13 protein-coding genes are annotated in these 13120 nt (G+C 70.3%); 3 read left to right on the forward strand and 10 right to left on the reverse strand.

From position 1 onward, the window contains the following. Positions 1-58: 58 nt before the first annotated feature. Positions 59-2371 (reverse strand): 5-methyltetrahydropteroyltriglutamate--homocysteine S-methyltransferase, encoded by a 2313-nt coding sequence (metE, locus tag V2S05_RS05720; protein ID WP_413634352.1) that lies wholly within the window; start codon positions 2369-2371, stop codon positions 59-61. Then, the gene (locus tag V2S05_RS05725; RefSeq protein ID WP_413634354.1) at positions 2368-3312 is read right to left on the reverse strand and encodes a methylenetetrahydrofolate reductase; all 945 of its coding nucleotides are present in this window, start codon (positions 3310-3312) and stop codon (positions 2368-2370) included. The genes metE and V2S05_RS05725 overlap by 4 nt, the downstream gene beginning before the upstream one ends. Positions 3313-3431: 119 nt before the next feature. On the opposite strand from V2S05_RS05725, the gene V2S05_RS05730 reads away from it, so the two are divergent. After that, complete coding sequence (locus V2S05_RS05730; RefSeq protein ID WP_413634355.1) at positions 3432-5324, forward strand: prolyl oligopeptidase family serine peptidase; 1893 nt, start codon at positions 3432-3434, stop codon at positions 5322-5324. A gap of 55 nt (positions 5325-5379) precedes the next feature. Here V2S05_RS05730 and smpB read toward each other — a convergent pair whose 3' ends face one another. From smpB to ftsE, 3 genes are all read right to left on the reverse strand, one after another. Beyond that, a complete protein-coding gene (gene smpB / locus V2S05_RS05735) occupies positions 5380-5856 on the reverse strand; it encodes an SsrA-binding protein SmpB (protein WP_099196789.1) in 477 nt (158 codons plus the stop codon). A 99-nt stretch (positions 5857-5955) separates the two neighbouring features. Then, positions 5956-6870, reverse strand: a complete 915-nt coding sequence (gene ftsX / locus V2S05_RS05740; RefSeq protein ID WP_271637235.1) for a permease-like cell division protein FtsX — start codon at positions 6868-6870, stop codon at positions 5956-5958. Beyond that, the gene (gene ftsE, locus V2S05_RS05745; protein WP_413634356.1) at positions 6867-7904 is read right to left on the reverse strand and encodes a cell division ATP-binding protein FtsE; all 1038 of its coding nucleotides are present in this window, start codon (positions 7902-7904) and stop codon (positions 6867-6869) included. Before ftsE ends, ftsX begins: the two co-directional genes overlap by 4 nt. A gap of 162 nt (positions 7905-8066) precedes the next feature. Between ftsE and V2S05_RS05750 the strand changes: the two genes are divergently transcribed. After that, complete coding sequence (locus V2S05_RS05750; protein ID WP_413634357.1) at positions 8067-9086, forward strand: DUF2510 domain-containing protein; 1020 nt, start codon at positions 8067-8069, stop codon at positions 9084-9086. Positions 9087-9165: 79 nt separating this feature from the next. Here the strand turns inward: V2S05_RS05750 and prfB are convergent, their stop codons facing one another. Then, a complete protein-coding gene (gene prfB / locus V2S05_RS05755; RefSeq protein ID WP_099196825.1) occupies positions 9166-10275 on the reverse strand; it encodes a peptide chain release factor 2 in 1110 nt (369 codons plus the stop codon). Positions 10276-10408: 133 nt separating this feature from the next. Here prfB and V2S05_RS05760 point away from each other — a divergent pair, with 133 nt between their 5' ends. Continuing rightward, the gene (locus V2S05_RS05760) at positions 10409-11632 is read left to right on the forward strand and encodes an MFS transporter (protein WP_413635246.1); all 1224 of its coding nucleotides are present in this window, start codon (positions 10409-10411) and stop codon (positions 11630-11632) included. 8 nt (positions 11633-11640) lie between these two features. On the opposite strand, the gene V2S05_RS05765 is transcribed toward V2S05_RS05760, so the two are convergent. The 4 genes from V2S05_RS05765 to V2S05_RS05780 are packed head-to-tail and all read right to left on the reverse strand — an operon-like array spanning position 11641 to position 13113. After that, positions 11641-12075, reverse strand: coding sequence for a pilus assembly protein TadG-related protein (locus V2S05_RS05765; RefSeq protein WP_413634358.1), 435 nt, complete (start codon positions 12073-12075; stop codon positions 11641-11643). Further along, positions 12072-12545 (reverse strand): TadE family protein, encoded by a 474-nt coding sequence (locus V2S05_RS05770; RefSeq protein ID WP_413634359.1) that lies wholly within the window; start codon positions 12543-12545, stop codon positions 12072-12074. Before V2S05_RS05770 ends, V2S05_RS05765 begins: the two co-directional genes overlap by 4 nt. Then, positions 12514-12915, reverse strand: coding sequence for a TadE/TadG family type IV pilus assembly protein (locus tag V2S05_RS05775; RefSeq protein WP_413634360.1), 402 nt, complete (start codon positions 12913-12915; stop codon positions 12514-12516). Before V2S05_RS05775 ends, V2S05_RS05770 begins: the two co-directional genes overlap by 32 nt. Before the next feature lie 12 nt (positions 12916-12927). Next, positions 12928-13113, reverse strand: a complete 186-nt coding sequence (locus tag V2S05_RS05780) for a hypothetical protein (protein ID WP_271637229.1) — start codon at positions 13111-13113, stop codon at positions 12928-12930. Between the last annotated feature and the right edge of the window lie 7 nt (positions 13114-13120).

Below are 13120 nucleotides of genomic sequence, written 5' to 3' on the forward strand. Positions count from 1 at the left end.
CACGACGAAGAGGCGCCCCTTCCGATGGGAAGGGGCGCCTCTTCGTCGTGAACGCGTCTCAGACGGCGGCCGAAACGTCCTCCCGGACGCGTCGGGTGGCCTCGACGATGTTGCGCAGAGACTGCACGGTCTCCTCGTACGCGCGGGTCTTCAAACCGCAGTCGGGGTTGACCCACAGCTGCCGCAGCGGCAGCTCGTCGACGGCGCGGCGCAGCAGCGCCTCGATCTCCTCGACGCTGGGCACGCGCGGCGAGTGGATGTCGTAGACCCCAGGGCCCACCCCATGGTCGAATCCGAAGCGGGCGATGTCGGCGACGACCTCCATGCGGCTGCGGGCCGCCTCGATCGAGGTCACGTCGGCATCGAGCGCGCGAATCGCGTCGATCACGACGCCGAACTCCGAGTAGCAGAGGTGGGTGTGGATCTGCGTACCCGCTGCGGCGCCGCCGGTCGCCAGCCGGAACGAGCGCACCGACCAGTCGAGGTAGTCCGCCTGGTCCGCCGCCTTCAGCGGAAGCAGCTCGCGCAGCGCCGGCTCGTCGACCTGGATGATGGCGATCCCAGCGGCCTCGAGATCGGTGATCTCGTCACGCAGTGCGAGCGCGACCTGGTTGGCGGTCTGGCCGAGCGGCTGGTCGTCGCGCACGAACGACCACGCGAGGATCGTGACCGGGCCGGTCAGCATGCCCTTGACCGGCTTGACGCTCAGGGACTGCGCGTACGACGCCCACGACACCGTGATCGGCGCGGGGCGCGACACATCGCCCCACAGGATCGAGGGCCTGGTGGCGCGCGAACCGTACGACTGCACCCAGCCGTGCTCGGTCACGGCGAATCCGTCGAGGTGCTCTGCGAAGTACTGCACCATGTCGTTGCGCTCGGGCTCACCGTGCACGAGCACGTCGAGGCCCAGCTCCTCCTGCAGCGCGACGACCTGATCGATCTCGCGACGCAGGAAGTCGTCGTAGTCCTCTGCGGGAAGCTCCCCCCGCAGGAACTGGGCGCGAGCGCGGCGGATGTCGCCGGTCTGCGGGAACGACCCGATCGTGGTGAGTGGAAGGGCGGGCAGGTTCAGCGCCTGCTGCGCGCTCTCGCGCTCGGCGTACGACACGCGTGAGAACTCGGTCTCGGCGACCTCATGCCCGCGCACAGCGCCGTCGCGCACGCCGGGGGCGTCGCGCCGGTCGGCGAGGGCGGCCGACGCCGCCTCGAGCGCGGCAGCGATGGCATCCCGCCCGCGCTCGAGACCCTGCGCGAGGGTGACGACCTGTCCGACCTTCTGGTCGGCGAAGGCGAGCCAGGAGACCAGACGGGCGTCCAGGGCCGTCTCGTCGTCGACGTCGTGGGGGACGTGCAGCAGCGAGGTCGAGGTGGATGCCGACAGCGCAGCCGCTCCGAGGTCGCGCAGCGCCTCCAGCTTCGCGAACGCGGCATCGAGGTCGCCGCGCCAGATGTTGTGCCCGTCGATCACTCCGCCGACGAGCGTCTTGCCCTCGAGCGCGGGGAGCGCTGCCGGCACCTCGCCACGCACCAGGTCGATGCCGATCGCCTCGACAGGTGCGGCGGCCAGCACGTCGAGTGTCGCGCCGAGCGCCGCGTACGGGGCGGCGACGAAGATCTGCGGGCGCTCGCTCGCACCGCCCAGCACCGCGAGCGCGCGGGCTGCCGCGTCAGCGAGGGTCGCGGTGTCGACCGGCAGCGATTCGCTGACCAGCGCCGGCTCGTCGAGCTGCACCCATTGGGCGCCGGCGGCCTTGAGCTTCGCCAGAAGCTCGGTGTAGACCGGCAGCACGTCGGCGAGTCGGCTGAGCGGCTCGAAGCCCTCCGGCGCGTCGTCCGACGCCTTCGCCAGCGCGAGGAGGGTGACCGGACCGACGATCACCGGGCGGGTGACGTATCCGGCGGCGGCGGCTTCGGCGACCTGCTGGACGAGGTGCTCGCTGGCGAGCGAGAAGGTCGTCTCGGGGCCGATCTCGGGGACGAGGTAGTGGTAGTTCGAGTCGAACCACTTGGTCATCTCGAGCGGTGCGCGCTCGCCCTCGCCGCGTGCGACGGTGAAGTAGGCGGAGAGTCCGATCGTGCCGTCCTCGTCGCGGAGGTCGTCGAAGCGCGTGGGGATGGCGCCGACCGTGACGGCGGTATCGAGCACCTGGTCGTAGAACGAGAACGACTCGGGGATCGACGAGTCATCGCGGCCGAGGCCCAGCTCCGCGAGGCGGGCACGCGTCGTCGCGCGCAGCTCGGCGGCGGTGCGCTCGAGTTCCGCCTGATCGGAGCGGCCGGCCCAGAAGGACTCGACGGCCTTCTTCAGCTCGCGACGACGCCCGATGCGCGGGTAGCCGAGGATCGTCCCTGCGGGGAAAGCGGTCATGAGGTTCCTTTCGATGCTGCGGAGAGCGCGGGGATGACCCCGGCGGAGTGGAGGACGTCGAGCACGGTCTCGTGCTGGTTGAACGCGTACAGGTGCACACCGGGTGCGCCGCCGTCGACGACGGCGCGGATGAGGTCGGCCGCCCAGCGGATGCCGACCCGGCGGCGTCCCTCGGTGGTCGGCTCGATCTCGAGCTCGATTGCGAGCTCGCTCGGAAGCTCCTCGCCGGTCAGTTCGAGCACGCGCGCCAGGCGCGCGGGCGAGGTGATCGGCATGATGCCCGGGAGGATCGGGATCGTCACGCCGGCGCGGCGCGCACGCTCGACGAACGCGAGGTAATGGTCGGGGTGGAAGAACAGCTGCGTGATCGCGACGGTCGCCCCGGCGGCCTGCTTGGCCAGCAGCGCGTCGACGTGCTGGCTGCTGTAGGCCGAGCGCGGGTGGCCGTTGGGGAAGGCGGCGACGGCGATGTTCACCTTGCGGCGCGGTGCGACCCGTACGGCTCCGGGGTTGCCGCGCACCGGCGACTCCTCGTACGGCGCGCGCTCGGCCTGTACGCGGTCGATCAGCTGCACGAGCTGCGCCGAGCTCTCGAGGTCGCCGAGGAACACGTCGTCTTCGCTCTGGCCAGCCGGCGGGTCGCCGCGCAGCGCGAGGAAGCTCAGCACGCCGGCATCGAGGAACTCGCGGATCAGACGGGTGGCGCCCGCATAGGTGTTGCCCACACAGGTGAGATGCGCGAGCGGTTCGGTGTCGGTGTGCGTGCGGATGTATCGCAGCACGTCGAGCGAGCGGCCGCCGGTCGACCCTCCTGCGCCGTAGGTGACCGAGATGAAGTCAGGCCCCGCCTCGGCGAGGCGGTCGATCGTGTCGTGCAGGGCGCGCGTGCTCTCGGCGGTGCGCGGCGGGTACAGCTCGAAGGAGAACGGGACGCTGGTCATGGCGATTCTCCTTCGGGACCGGTGCGGCGGGGCGTCCTCAGACGGTAGGACAGCGGCTCGGCGCGGCGCACACTGTGTGACGCCGTGTGTCACCTGCGAGTCTGGCTAGGCTCGGATCCATGACCGCACCGTACGGCTCGTGGCCCTCACCGTTCACCGCGCAGATGATCGCGCAGGCATCCCCCCGCATCGACGGAGCCCGCTTCGTCGGCGACGAGGTGTGGTGGGGCGAATCCGTTCCCGCCGAGGGCGGCAGGGTGACGGTGCGCAGTTCGAGCGGCGACGAGATCCTGCCCGCGCCGTGGAACGCGCGTTCGCGCGTGCACGAGTACGGCGGCGGAGCGTGGACGGCCGACGCCGAGGGCACGCTGTACTTCGTGCACGGCGGCGACCAGCGCATCCACCGGATGCCGCGCGGCGGCGCCCCCGAGCCGCTGACCGCGGCCGGCCCCGCGTACGGCGGCCTGCGGCTGCAGCACGGCCGGCTGCTCGCGGTGCGCGAGGACCTGCGACCCGATCCGCATGTGCGCGCGATCGTCGAGATCCCGCTCGACGGCACGGCGGCCGACGACGAGTCCGCCGTGCGGACGCTCGTCTCGGTGAACGGCTTCGTCGCACATCCGGCGCTCTCGCCCGACGGGAAGCAGCTGGCGTACGTGCAGTGGAACGCCGAGCACATGCCGTGGGAGCGGGCGATCGTCTCGGTCATGCATCTCGAGTCGGGCTGGGATGCCGGAGTCCCGAGCCGGGCGCCCGTGCAGCCGGAATGGCTCTCGGACGACCGGCTGCTGTACGCCGACGACGCCACCGGACGCTGGAACCTGCACCTCGCACACGTCGTGGACGTCGCGCCGCCGCCCGCGCCCACCCCGCCGGCGACGACCGAGCCGTTCTGCCTGGCCGACGCCGACACCGGCGGCGGGCTGTGGGTGCTCGGCAACCGCTGGTACCAGCCTCTCGACGACGGCCGCGTCGTCGCCGTGCGCACGAACGGATCCGACGAAATCGTGCTCATCTCGCCCGACGGCGAGGTCGTCGAGCTGCTCACCCTGCCGATCACGGCCGGCGCGAGCATCGACGACGCGCAGGGATCGCGGGTGCTCATCTCGGGCGCGGGCCGGACGGTCGGGGCGGGGCTGTGGTGCGTCGACCTCGACGACGGCACGATCACGACGGTGACCGGCGGTGCCGAGGCGGATCCCGTCTGGGTTCCCCGTGCCCGCCCGGTGACCTTCGACGGCCCGCACGGACCGGTGCACGCGTTCGACTACCGGCCCACCAGCCCCGACGCCTCCACGCCCGACGGCGAGCTGCCGCCGTACATCGTCATGGTGCACGGCGGCCCCACCGCGCACGTCTCGGGGGCGGCATCCACCGCGTACGCGTACTGGACCAGCCGCGGCATCGGCGTGCTCGACGTGAACTACGGCGGATCGACCGGCTACGGCCGCGCCTACCGCGAGCGTCTGGACGGGCAGTGGGGCGTCGTCGATGTCGACGACGTCATCGCCGCCGCGCAGGGCATGGCCGATGCCGGGCTCGCCGACCCTGCCCGCATCGCCATCCGCGGCGGATCAGCCGGCGGGTGGACGGTGCTGTGCGCCCTGGTGCGAGGCGGCACCTTCGCAGCGGGCATCTCCCGCTACGGAGTAGCAGATCTGCGGATGCTGGCCGCCGAGACCCACGACTTCGAGGCGCATTACCTCGACGGCCTGGTGGGTCCCCTGCCCGAGGCCGAGAGCGTGTACATCGAGCGGTCGCCGCTCTCGCACGCCGACCGGATCGACGTGCCGGTGCTGCTGCAGCAGGGTTCGGACGACCGAGTCGTGCCCCCGTCGCAGTCGGAAGCGATCCGCGACGCGCTGGCCGCGCGCGGCGTGCCGCACGAGTACCTGCTCTTCGAGGGCGAGGGGCACGGCTTCCGCGCCGCGGAGACGATCGTCGCCTCGCTCGAGGCGGAGCTGCGTTTCCTTGGCCGCACCTTCGGATTCGAGCCCCGGCTGGGTGCCTGAGCCCCGGCTGGGTCCCTGAGCCCGTCGAAGGGGCCGGCGCGAGCGTGTCTGTGGGCTATTCGCCCACGCGATTGCGCAGGCGCATCGCCCGCTCGGCTTCGCGGGTGTCCTGACGCTCGCGCAGCGTCTGACGCTTGTCGTACTCCTTCTTGCCCTTCGCCAGGGCGATCTCGACCTTGGCTCGACCGTCGGAGAAGTACAGCTTCAACGGGATGAGCGTGTAGCCGCCGGCCGAGACGGCGTGCTCGAGCTTGCGGATCTCATCCTTGTGCAGCAGCAGCTTGCGGATGCGCTTGGCGGAGTGATTGGTCCAGTGCCCCTGGGAGTACTCCGGGATATGCACGGCGTCGAGGTACGCCTCGCCGCCCTTGACGTACGCATAGCCGTCGCTGAGGTTGGCGCGCCCTTGACGCAGCGACTTGACCTCGGTGCCGGTGAGCACGAGACCCGCCTCGTACGACTTCTCGAGGTTGTAGTCGTGACGCGCGCGACGGTTGGTCGCGACGACCTTCTCCCCGCGTTCCCTGGGCATGTTCTTCTCCTGACGACAGACAGCCCTCCACCCTATCGGTTCCTGAGCCTGTCGAAGGGTTGCTGAGCCTGACGAGGGGTTCCTGAGCCTCTCTAAGGATCAGGTGCGCAGCCAGCGCCGGATCGCGAATCCGGCAGACAGAGCCGCGAGCAGCACGCCGATGCCGATCAGCACGGGCACCACGAACGCCGCATCCCGCATGTCGACGAGCGGCCGCATGAACGGCACGCGCTCGGCCAGATACCCCTCGACGCCGAACTTCACGCCGGTCAGCACGGCCGCGCTGGCGAACACCGATCCGAGGAAGGCGGCGAAGACGCCTTCCAGCACGAACGGAGTCTGGATCGACCGGTTCGACGCCCCCACCAGGCGCATGATGCCGATCTCCTTGCGACGCGCGTAGGCCGACAGTCGGATGGTCGTGGCGATCAGCAGCACGGCGGCGATGAGCATGAGCGCTGCGACGCCGACCGCGACGTAGGTCGCGACGGTGAGCGCGGAGAACAGCGGATCGAGCAGGCGGCGCTGGTCCTGCACCTCGTCGACGCCCGCCACTCCCGAGAACGCCTCGGTGAGCACGCGCGACTGCTGCGGATCCTTCATGGTGACGCGGAATGCGACGCCCATGTTCTCGACGCCGAAGGCGTTCGCCTGCTCCTCGCCGAAGCGCTCGATCCAGTTCTGGTAGGTCGTCTCCTTGTCATCGAAGGCGACGTCGCTGATCAGGGGCTTGAGCGCGGGACCGGCCAGCTCGTCCTCGACCGTCGTGATCTGCTCTTCGGTCGCCTCGTCTGACGTGCAGTTCTGCGACGTCGACAGCGGCGAGCACATGTAGATGGTGACCTCGGCCTTCTCGCCCCAGTAGCCGCGCATAGTCTGGATCTGCGTCTGCATGAGGATCGCGGCGCCGACGAAAGTCAGCGAGACGAAGGTGACCAGCACCACCGAGATGACCATCGAGATGTTGCGGCGAAGGCCGATCAGCGCCTCGCCGACGATGAGTCCGAAGTTCATGAGGTCGGGCCCACTTCCTCGTCGTCGTCACGCGAGAGGCCGAGTCTGTCGGCCATGCCCAGCTCGGCGACCTCCACCTCCGGGATCACGATCGGGTTGGTTCGCGGACCGACGGCCGCCGGACGCTCCTCGGGCGGGGTGGCCACGGCGGGCGGGCGCGGGTCGGTCGGCGGATGGGCGTGCGGATCCGACGTCGGCCGGGATGCCGCCTGCGGCACGGCGGGCTGCTCGATGGGCGGCGTCGGCACGACGCCGGTGATCGTCTCGCGCTGGATCTCCTGCACGGCGGTGAGTGCCGCGGCGGCGGCCGCCCCCGGCACGGTCTCGGGCAGGAGGCGCGGGATGCTGGAGGTGTCTCCGTAGCCGCCGCCGACCTCGTCGCGCACCATCTCGCCGCCCTTGAGCTCGATGACACGGCGCTGCATCTGGTCGACGAAAGCCGCTTCGTGCGTGGCCATGACGACCGTCGTACCGCCCGCGTTGATGCGCGTCAGCAGCTGCATGATGCCCACCGACGTCGCCGGGTCGAGGTTTCCGGTGGGCTCGTCGGCGAGCAGCACCTTCGGCCGGTTGACGATGGCGCGCGCGATCGCGACGCGCTGCTGCTCACCGCCCGAGAGCTCGTGCGGCATCCGCTTCGCCTTACCGTCGAGGCCGACCAGCGCGAGCGCCTCGGGCACCGCCTGCTGGATGAAGCCGCGCGACGACCCGATGACCTGCAGCGAGAAGGCCACGTTCTGCGCGACGGTCTTCGACGGCAGCAGGCGGAAGTCCTGGAACACCGAGCCGATGTGGCGCCGGAAGTAGGGCACCTTGCGGTTCGCCAGCGAGCGCAGATCGCGGCCGAGCACGGCGACGCGGCCGGTGGTGGGGACATCCTCGCGGAGGATGAGACGCAGGCACGTCGATTTGCCGGAACCCGAGGCTCCGACGAGGAAGACGAACTCCCCCGCCTCGACGTTGAAGTCGACTTCTGACAGTGCGGGGCGTTTCGTGCCGCGATAGCGCTTGGTGACGTTCTCGAACCGGATCATGGCCATACGAGCCTAAGCGTGAGCCGGCTCAGGGCCGCCAGCGACACTCACCCGGGGCGTACCCGTTGACCGTGACTGATATACACATAGGGGCGCGCATGCGCCGCTATGGCAGGTCGTGCGGCACGAGCCGACGGCGCAGACGGAGACGAGGAGAAGGCCATGAGCGTTCCCGCAGGATGGTACGACGACGGATCGGGACGCCAGCGCTGGTGGGACGGTGAGCAGTGGACCGAGCACTACGCGCCCGAGAGCCCCTCCGCCGAGCACGCGCAGCCGGGCACGGAGTCGGCTGCGGGATCCGCGTCGACGCCGGATGCCGGAGCATCCGCGGACGCGCATGGCGAGTACGCCCCTCCCGTCGCACCGGGGGCAGCGGAGTCCACCCAGCCGACCGAGGCGTACCCGTCGGTCACCCCGGAGGGCTACCCGCAGAGCGCATACGGCGAGGCGCCCTACGGGCAGGCCCCCTACGGTCAGGCGGCGTATGGTCAGCAGGGGTATCCCGGAGCCGCCGGCGATCCGCAGAATTCCTACGCCGCGCCGGCACCCTATGGCAGCGCTCATGCGGCACCGGACGCCGGCCCCCGCAAGACCCCGGTGCTCGGATACATCGGACTCGGACTCGCCGTGGTCGGCGGCATCGTCGCGTGCATCCCGAACCTGGTCACCTTCTTGATCGGCTCGTTCCTGCTCTTCGGTGCGTTCGTCGTGTCGATCATCGCGCTGTTCATCAAGAACACCGCGAAGTGGCCGGGCATCGTCGGCCTGATCCTGTCGATCGTGATGGGCGTCGTCGCCACGGTCGTGCTCAGCGTCACCCTCTTCGCGTCGATCGCCAGCGAATCCTGGGATTCGTCGTACGACCCGTACCCCTCGGATGAGCCGTATTCGTCGGAGGAGCCGTACACCGAGGAGTCGACCGCGCCAGACGCGACAGGCGAGCGGCCCACCGCCGATGAGGTCGCGGTCGGCCTGGAGCAGATCATGCTCCAGGAGCAGGAGATGGAGTATCCGGAGGGCATGCTGCTGTGCCTCGGCGAGGAGCTCGTCGCCTCCGACATGAGCGATGCCTCGCTGCAGCAGATCGCCGACGGCGACATCGCGCTGACCGACCCCGACGACGCGATGGAGTTCGGCTCGACGCTCACCGACGCGGCCTCCACCTGCGCGACGCAGTGACCCGACGCCGCTGAGATCGGCACGGACGAAGAACGGCCCCGAGCTCGAGCTCGGGGCCGTTCTTCGTGTGCGGTGAGGATCAGTCCTCTTCCTTGCGCTTTCGCCAGCGGATGCCCGCCGAGATGAAGTCGTCCAGGTCGCCGTCGAAGACGCTGGCCGGGTTGCCCGACTCGTGGCCGGTGCGCAGGTCCTTGACGAGCTGCTGGCCGTAGAGGAAGTAGGAGCGCATCTGGTCGCCCCAGCTGGCGGTGATGTTGCCCGCGAGCTCCTTCTTCTTCGCCGCCTCCTGCTCCTTCTGCAGCAGCAGCAGGCGCGTCTGCAGCAGACGCATGGCGGCGGCGCGGTTCTGGATCTGCGACTTCTCGTTCTGCATCGAGATGACGATGCCGGTGGGAAGGTGGGTCAGGCGCACAGCCGAGTCGGTGGTGTTCACCGACTGCCCACCGGGGCCCGACGAGCGGAACACGTCGACGCGCAGGTCGTTCTCGGGGATCTCGACCTCGGTGGCCTCCTCCATCAGCGGGATGACCTCGACCGCGGCGAACGAGGTCTGACGCTTGTCGGCCGAGCCGAACGGGCTGATGCGGGCCAGGCGGTGGGTGCCCGCCTCGACCGACAGCGTGCCGAACGCGTAGGGGGCGGTGATCTCGAACGTGGCCGACTTGATGCCCGCACCCTCGGCGTACGAGGTGTCCATCACCTTCACCGGGTAGCCGTGCTGCTCGGCCCAGCGCAGGTACATTCGCATGAGCATCTCGGCGAAGTCGGTGGCATCGTCACCGCCGGCGCCCGACCGGATGGTGATGATCGCATTGCGGTCGTCGTACTCGCCGTCGAGGAGCGTCTGCACCTCGAGCTGGTTGATGGTCTGCGTGAGCGATTCGAGCTCGGCGCGCGCCTCGGCGGCGGAGTCCTCGTCCTGCATCTCGTTGGCCAGCTCGATGAGCACGTCGAGGTCGTCGAGCCGGCGCTCGACCTCGGTGACGCGCTTGAGGTCGGCCTGCTTGTGGCTGAGCGCGCTGGTCACCTTCTGCGCCTTCTCCGGATCGTCCCAGAGATCGGGTGCGCCCGCCTCCTCGCTGAGTCGCGCGATGTCCTCGCGCAGGGCGGTGACGTCGACGACCTCGCGGATGTCGCCGAAGGTGTGTCGCAGGGCCTGTATGTCGGCGGAGAGATCGAGTTCGAACATGGCAGTCCACCTTATCGCGCCGGGGGCCCGCTTCCCTGACCGCGGTATGTCCCTGCTCCGACTGCGAGGCAGGCAGGACTAGCGTGGCGGTGTGGTCGACAGCGCGGCGGGTGTCCTCAGGCGGTTCGGGCCGATGGTCTACGCGCCGACCGTGCTCTTCTCGCTGGGCGAGGGTGCCGTCATCCCCCTGATACCCGTCATCGCCACCCGGCTCGGCGCCGACGTGTCGCTGGCCGCGCTCGTGGCCGCGGCTCTGGTGATCGGACAGCTGTGCGGCAATCTGCCGGCGGGAGCGCTGGTCGCGAAGGTCGGCGAGCGGTTCACGATGGTCGTCGCGGGCGTGCTCTCGATCGCCGCCGGGGTGGGGATGCTGCTCGCCGACGACCTCACGCTGTTCGCCGTCTCGGTGTTCGTGCTCGGCTTCTGCGCGGCGGCGTTCGGGCTCGCAAGACACGCGTTCATGACGACCCGCGTGCCGCCGAGGTTCCGCGCCAGGGCGCTGTCGCTGCTGGGCGGCAGCTTCCGCTTCGGCGTCTTCATCGGCCCCTTCGTCGCGGCCGCCCTGATCCAGCTGACCGGGTCGGAGCAGTCGACGATCTGGGCGCTGATCGTGTGCTGTGCGGCGATCGTGCCGCTCGTGCTGTTCGGACCCGACCCCGAGAAGACCAGCCCGGTGCTGCTGAAGCCCACCGGCGCCGCGGTCGCCGAGGACTCGGGCGAGGTCGTGACCGGATCGATCCCGACCCGCGACCGGTACGGGGTGCTCGAGACGATCTCGTATCACCGGGCCGTGCTGATGCGCCTGGGCCTGTCGGCCGCTGCGCTGTCGGCGGTGCGCTCGGCCCGGCAGGTGATCCTGCCGCTGTGGGGTGTCTCGCTCGGCCTCGATGCCAGCACGATCGCGATCGTCGTCGGCGTCTCGGGCGCCATCGACTTCACCCTGTTCTACGCGAGCGGCCAGGTGATGGACCGGTTCGGGCGGATCTGGGCGGCGCTGCCGGCCATGCTGCTCATGGGCACGGGGCTCATCATCCTCTCCGTCACGCACGACTTCGATCAGGCGACGATGTGGTTCGTGCTGATGGCCGCCGTGCTCGGCCTCGGAAACGGTCTCTCGAGCGGCATCCTGCTCACCTACGGGGCCGACCTCGCCCCCGAGACGGATCCGGCGACCTTCCTGGGTGCGTGGCGGACGCTGACGGATGCCGGTGGCGCGGCCGCTCCAGTCGTGATCGCGTCCGTCGTCGCACTGGCATCGCTGCCCGTCGCGGCCGGGCTAATGGGCGGGGTGGCGCTGCTGGGGGCTGCGGGGTTCGCCGTGTGGACGCCGAAGTTCCTGCCGCGACGCGAGCGCTGAAGGCCGGCTCAGCGCAAGGCAGTGCGGCTGGTCGCCGTGGCCTCGAGGGGCACGCCATCGGGCACGAAGGGCGAGAAGAGCGGCGGATGCCAGGCCGCGGCCACCGTGACCCGCGCCGACACCCCGTCCGGCGTTCCCGCCGAGACGAGCTCCGCGTCGGAGTCCACGGCGTCGACGACAGCGGATGCCTGCTCACGGACGCCCCCGTCGGAGAGTTCGGCGCGCACCGCGTCGCCCTCGGTCTGCAGGGTGAACCCGTCCGACCCGGCGAGCGCCGCGGCATCGGCGAGCGAGTCGAGGCGCTTCTGCGCGATGTAGAGATCGGTCGCGCACACGCAGACGAAGATCACCGCGATCGCGAGCAGCACGTACCCGAGCACGAGCGGCAGCACGCTGCCGTCGTCATCGGCGAGCGCGGCGCGGAGGCGGGCTCGCACCCTCATCCGCTCCCCCACAGTCTCGACACCTTCTGCGCGGCCTGCGCCTCGATCGGGATCGCCGCCAGAGCATCCAGACCGAAGATCGACGGCATCAGCGGCAGCGTGACTCGTGACCGCACGGTGACGATCACCGTCGCCCCCGCGCCGGGGCACTCGGCGCCCGCCGGGCGGCAGGCGATCCCCACATCGACCGCGCCCTCGTCCATGCCGTACTCGCGGATCACACCGGCGAGCACGGCCTCGCCCCGTTCGGCGGCGGTGCGGGCATCCGGCGCCTGACCGATCACCCGCGCGGTGTGGCGCGCGGCGGCCTCGGCGCCGAGCGTCTGCTCCTGCACCGCGCCCAGCACGAGCACCAGGTACACGAGCGGGACGAGCAGCAGCACTCCGGCGACGATGAACTCCAGGGCTGCGGAGCCGGACTCGTCGCCGATGAGCGACTCACTCGTCGCCGAACGATTCGACGGGCGCACGAGCATCCACCTCCAGTCCGAACGGAACGCCGAGCAGGCCCAGCACGGGCAAGGTGGTGCGGACGCGCACGACCACGCTCGGATGCCCCAGGGCCATGTCCTCGCCGATCGCCACGTCCCCTGCGTACTCGGCTCCGACGGCCCGGGTGATCACAGCCTCGGTGCGCGCGGCACCCTCGTCGAGTGTCGTGTCGGCCAGGGCGGCGTGGTGCGCGCCCTCGACAGCGGCGTCGTGCACGACGTTGCGGACATACACGGAGAAGGCGATCTGCAGCACAGCGAGAGTGAGCGCGGTCAGCAGCGCGCCGACGAGCACGAACTCGACGGGACTCGACCCGCGCTCATTGACGAGCAGCGACCGCGCACGCATCACAGGCGACCATCAGATGCCCGAGACGCGCGAGATCGCCTGCTCGAACAGATCGACCAGCGCGGGACCGGCGACCGCCCATATCACCACGACCAGCGCCGCAGTCATCAGCGTCACCAGCACCCATCCGGGCACATCGCCCCGGTCGTCCTCGGCCAGCTCACGGCCGGCCGCGAACCATCTCTGCAGCTTCTTCATTCTCTCT

Origin of the sequence: Microbacterium sp. OR16 (assembly GCF_047306725.1) — a bacterium.
In the GTDB taxonomy this organism is placed as follows: domain Bacteria; phylum Actinomycetota; class Actinomycetes; order Actinomycetales; family Microbacteriaceae; genus Microbacterium.

Excerpts from the sequence above, each read along its gene's own strand:
- prfB (WP_099196825.1), bottom strand. The coding sequence starts at position 10,275 with ATGTTCGAACTCGATCTCTCCGCCGACATACAGGCCCTGCGACACACC.
- V2S05_RS05730 (WP_413634355.1), top strand. The coding sequence starts at position 3,432 with ATGACCGCACCGTACGGCTCGTGGCCCTCACCGTTCACCGCGCAGATG.
- V2S05_RS05750 (WP_413634357.1), top strand. The coding sequence starts at position 8,067 with ATGAGCGTTCCCGCAGGATGGTACGACGACGGATCGGGACGCCAGCGC.
- metE (WP_413634352.1), bottom strand. The coding sequence starts at position 2,371 with ATGACCGCTTTCCCCGCAGGGACGATCCTCGGCTACCCGCGCATCGGG.
- V2S05_RS05760 (WP_413635246.1), top strand. The coding sequence starts at position 10,409 with ATGGTCTACGCGCCGACCGTGCTCTTCTCGCTGGGCGAGGGTGCCGTC.
- V2S05_RS05765 (WP_413634358.1), bottom strand. The coding sequence starts at position 12,075 with ATGAGGGTGCGAGCCCGCCTCCGCGCCGCGCTCGCCGATGACGACGGC.
- V2S05_RS05775 (WP_413634360.1), bottom strand. The coding sequence starts at position 12,915 with ATGCGTGCGCGGTCGCTGCTCGTCAATGAGCGCGGGTCGAGTCCCGTC.
- V2S05_RS05780 (WP_271637229.1), bottom strand. The coding sequence starts at position 13,113 with ATGAAGAAGCTGCAGAGATGGTTCGCGGCCGGCCGTGAGCTGGCCGAG.
- ftsE (WP_413634356.1), bottom strand. The coding sequence starts at position 7,904 with ATGATCCGGTTCGAGAACGTCACCAAGCGCTATCGCGGCACGAAACGC.
- ftsX (WP_271637235.1), bottom strand. The coding sequence starts at position 6,870 with ATGAACTTCGGACTCATCGTCGGCGAGGCGCTGATCGGCCTTCGCCGC.
- smpB (WP_099196789.1), bottom strand. The coding sequence starts at position 5,856 with ATGCCCAGGGAACGCGGGGAGAAGGTCGTCGCGACCAACCGTCGCGCG.
- V2S05_RS05725 (WP_413634354.1), bottom strand. The coding sequence starts at position 3,312 with ATGACCAGCGTCCCGTTCTCCTTCGAGCTGTACCCGCCGCGCACCGCC.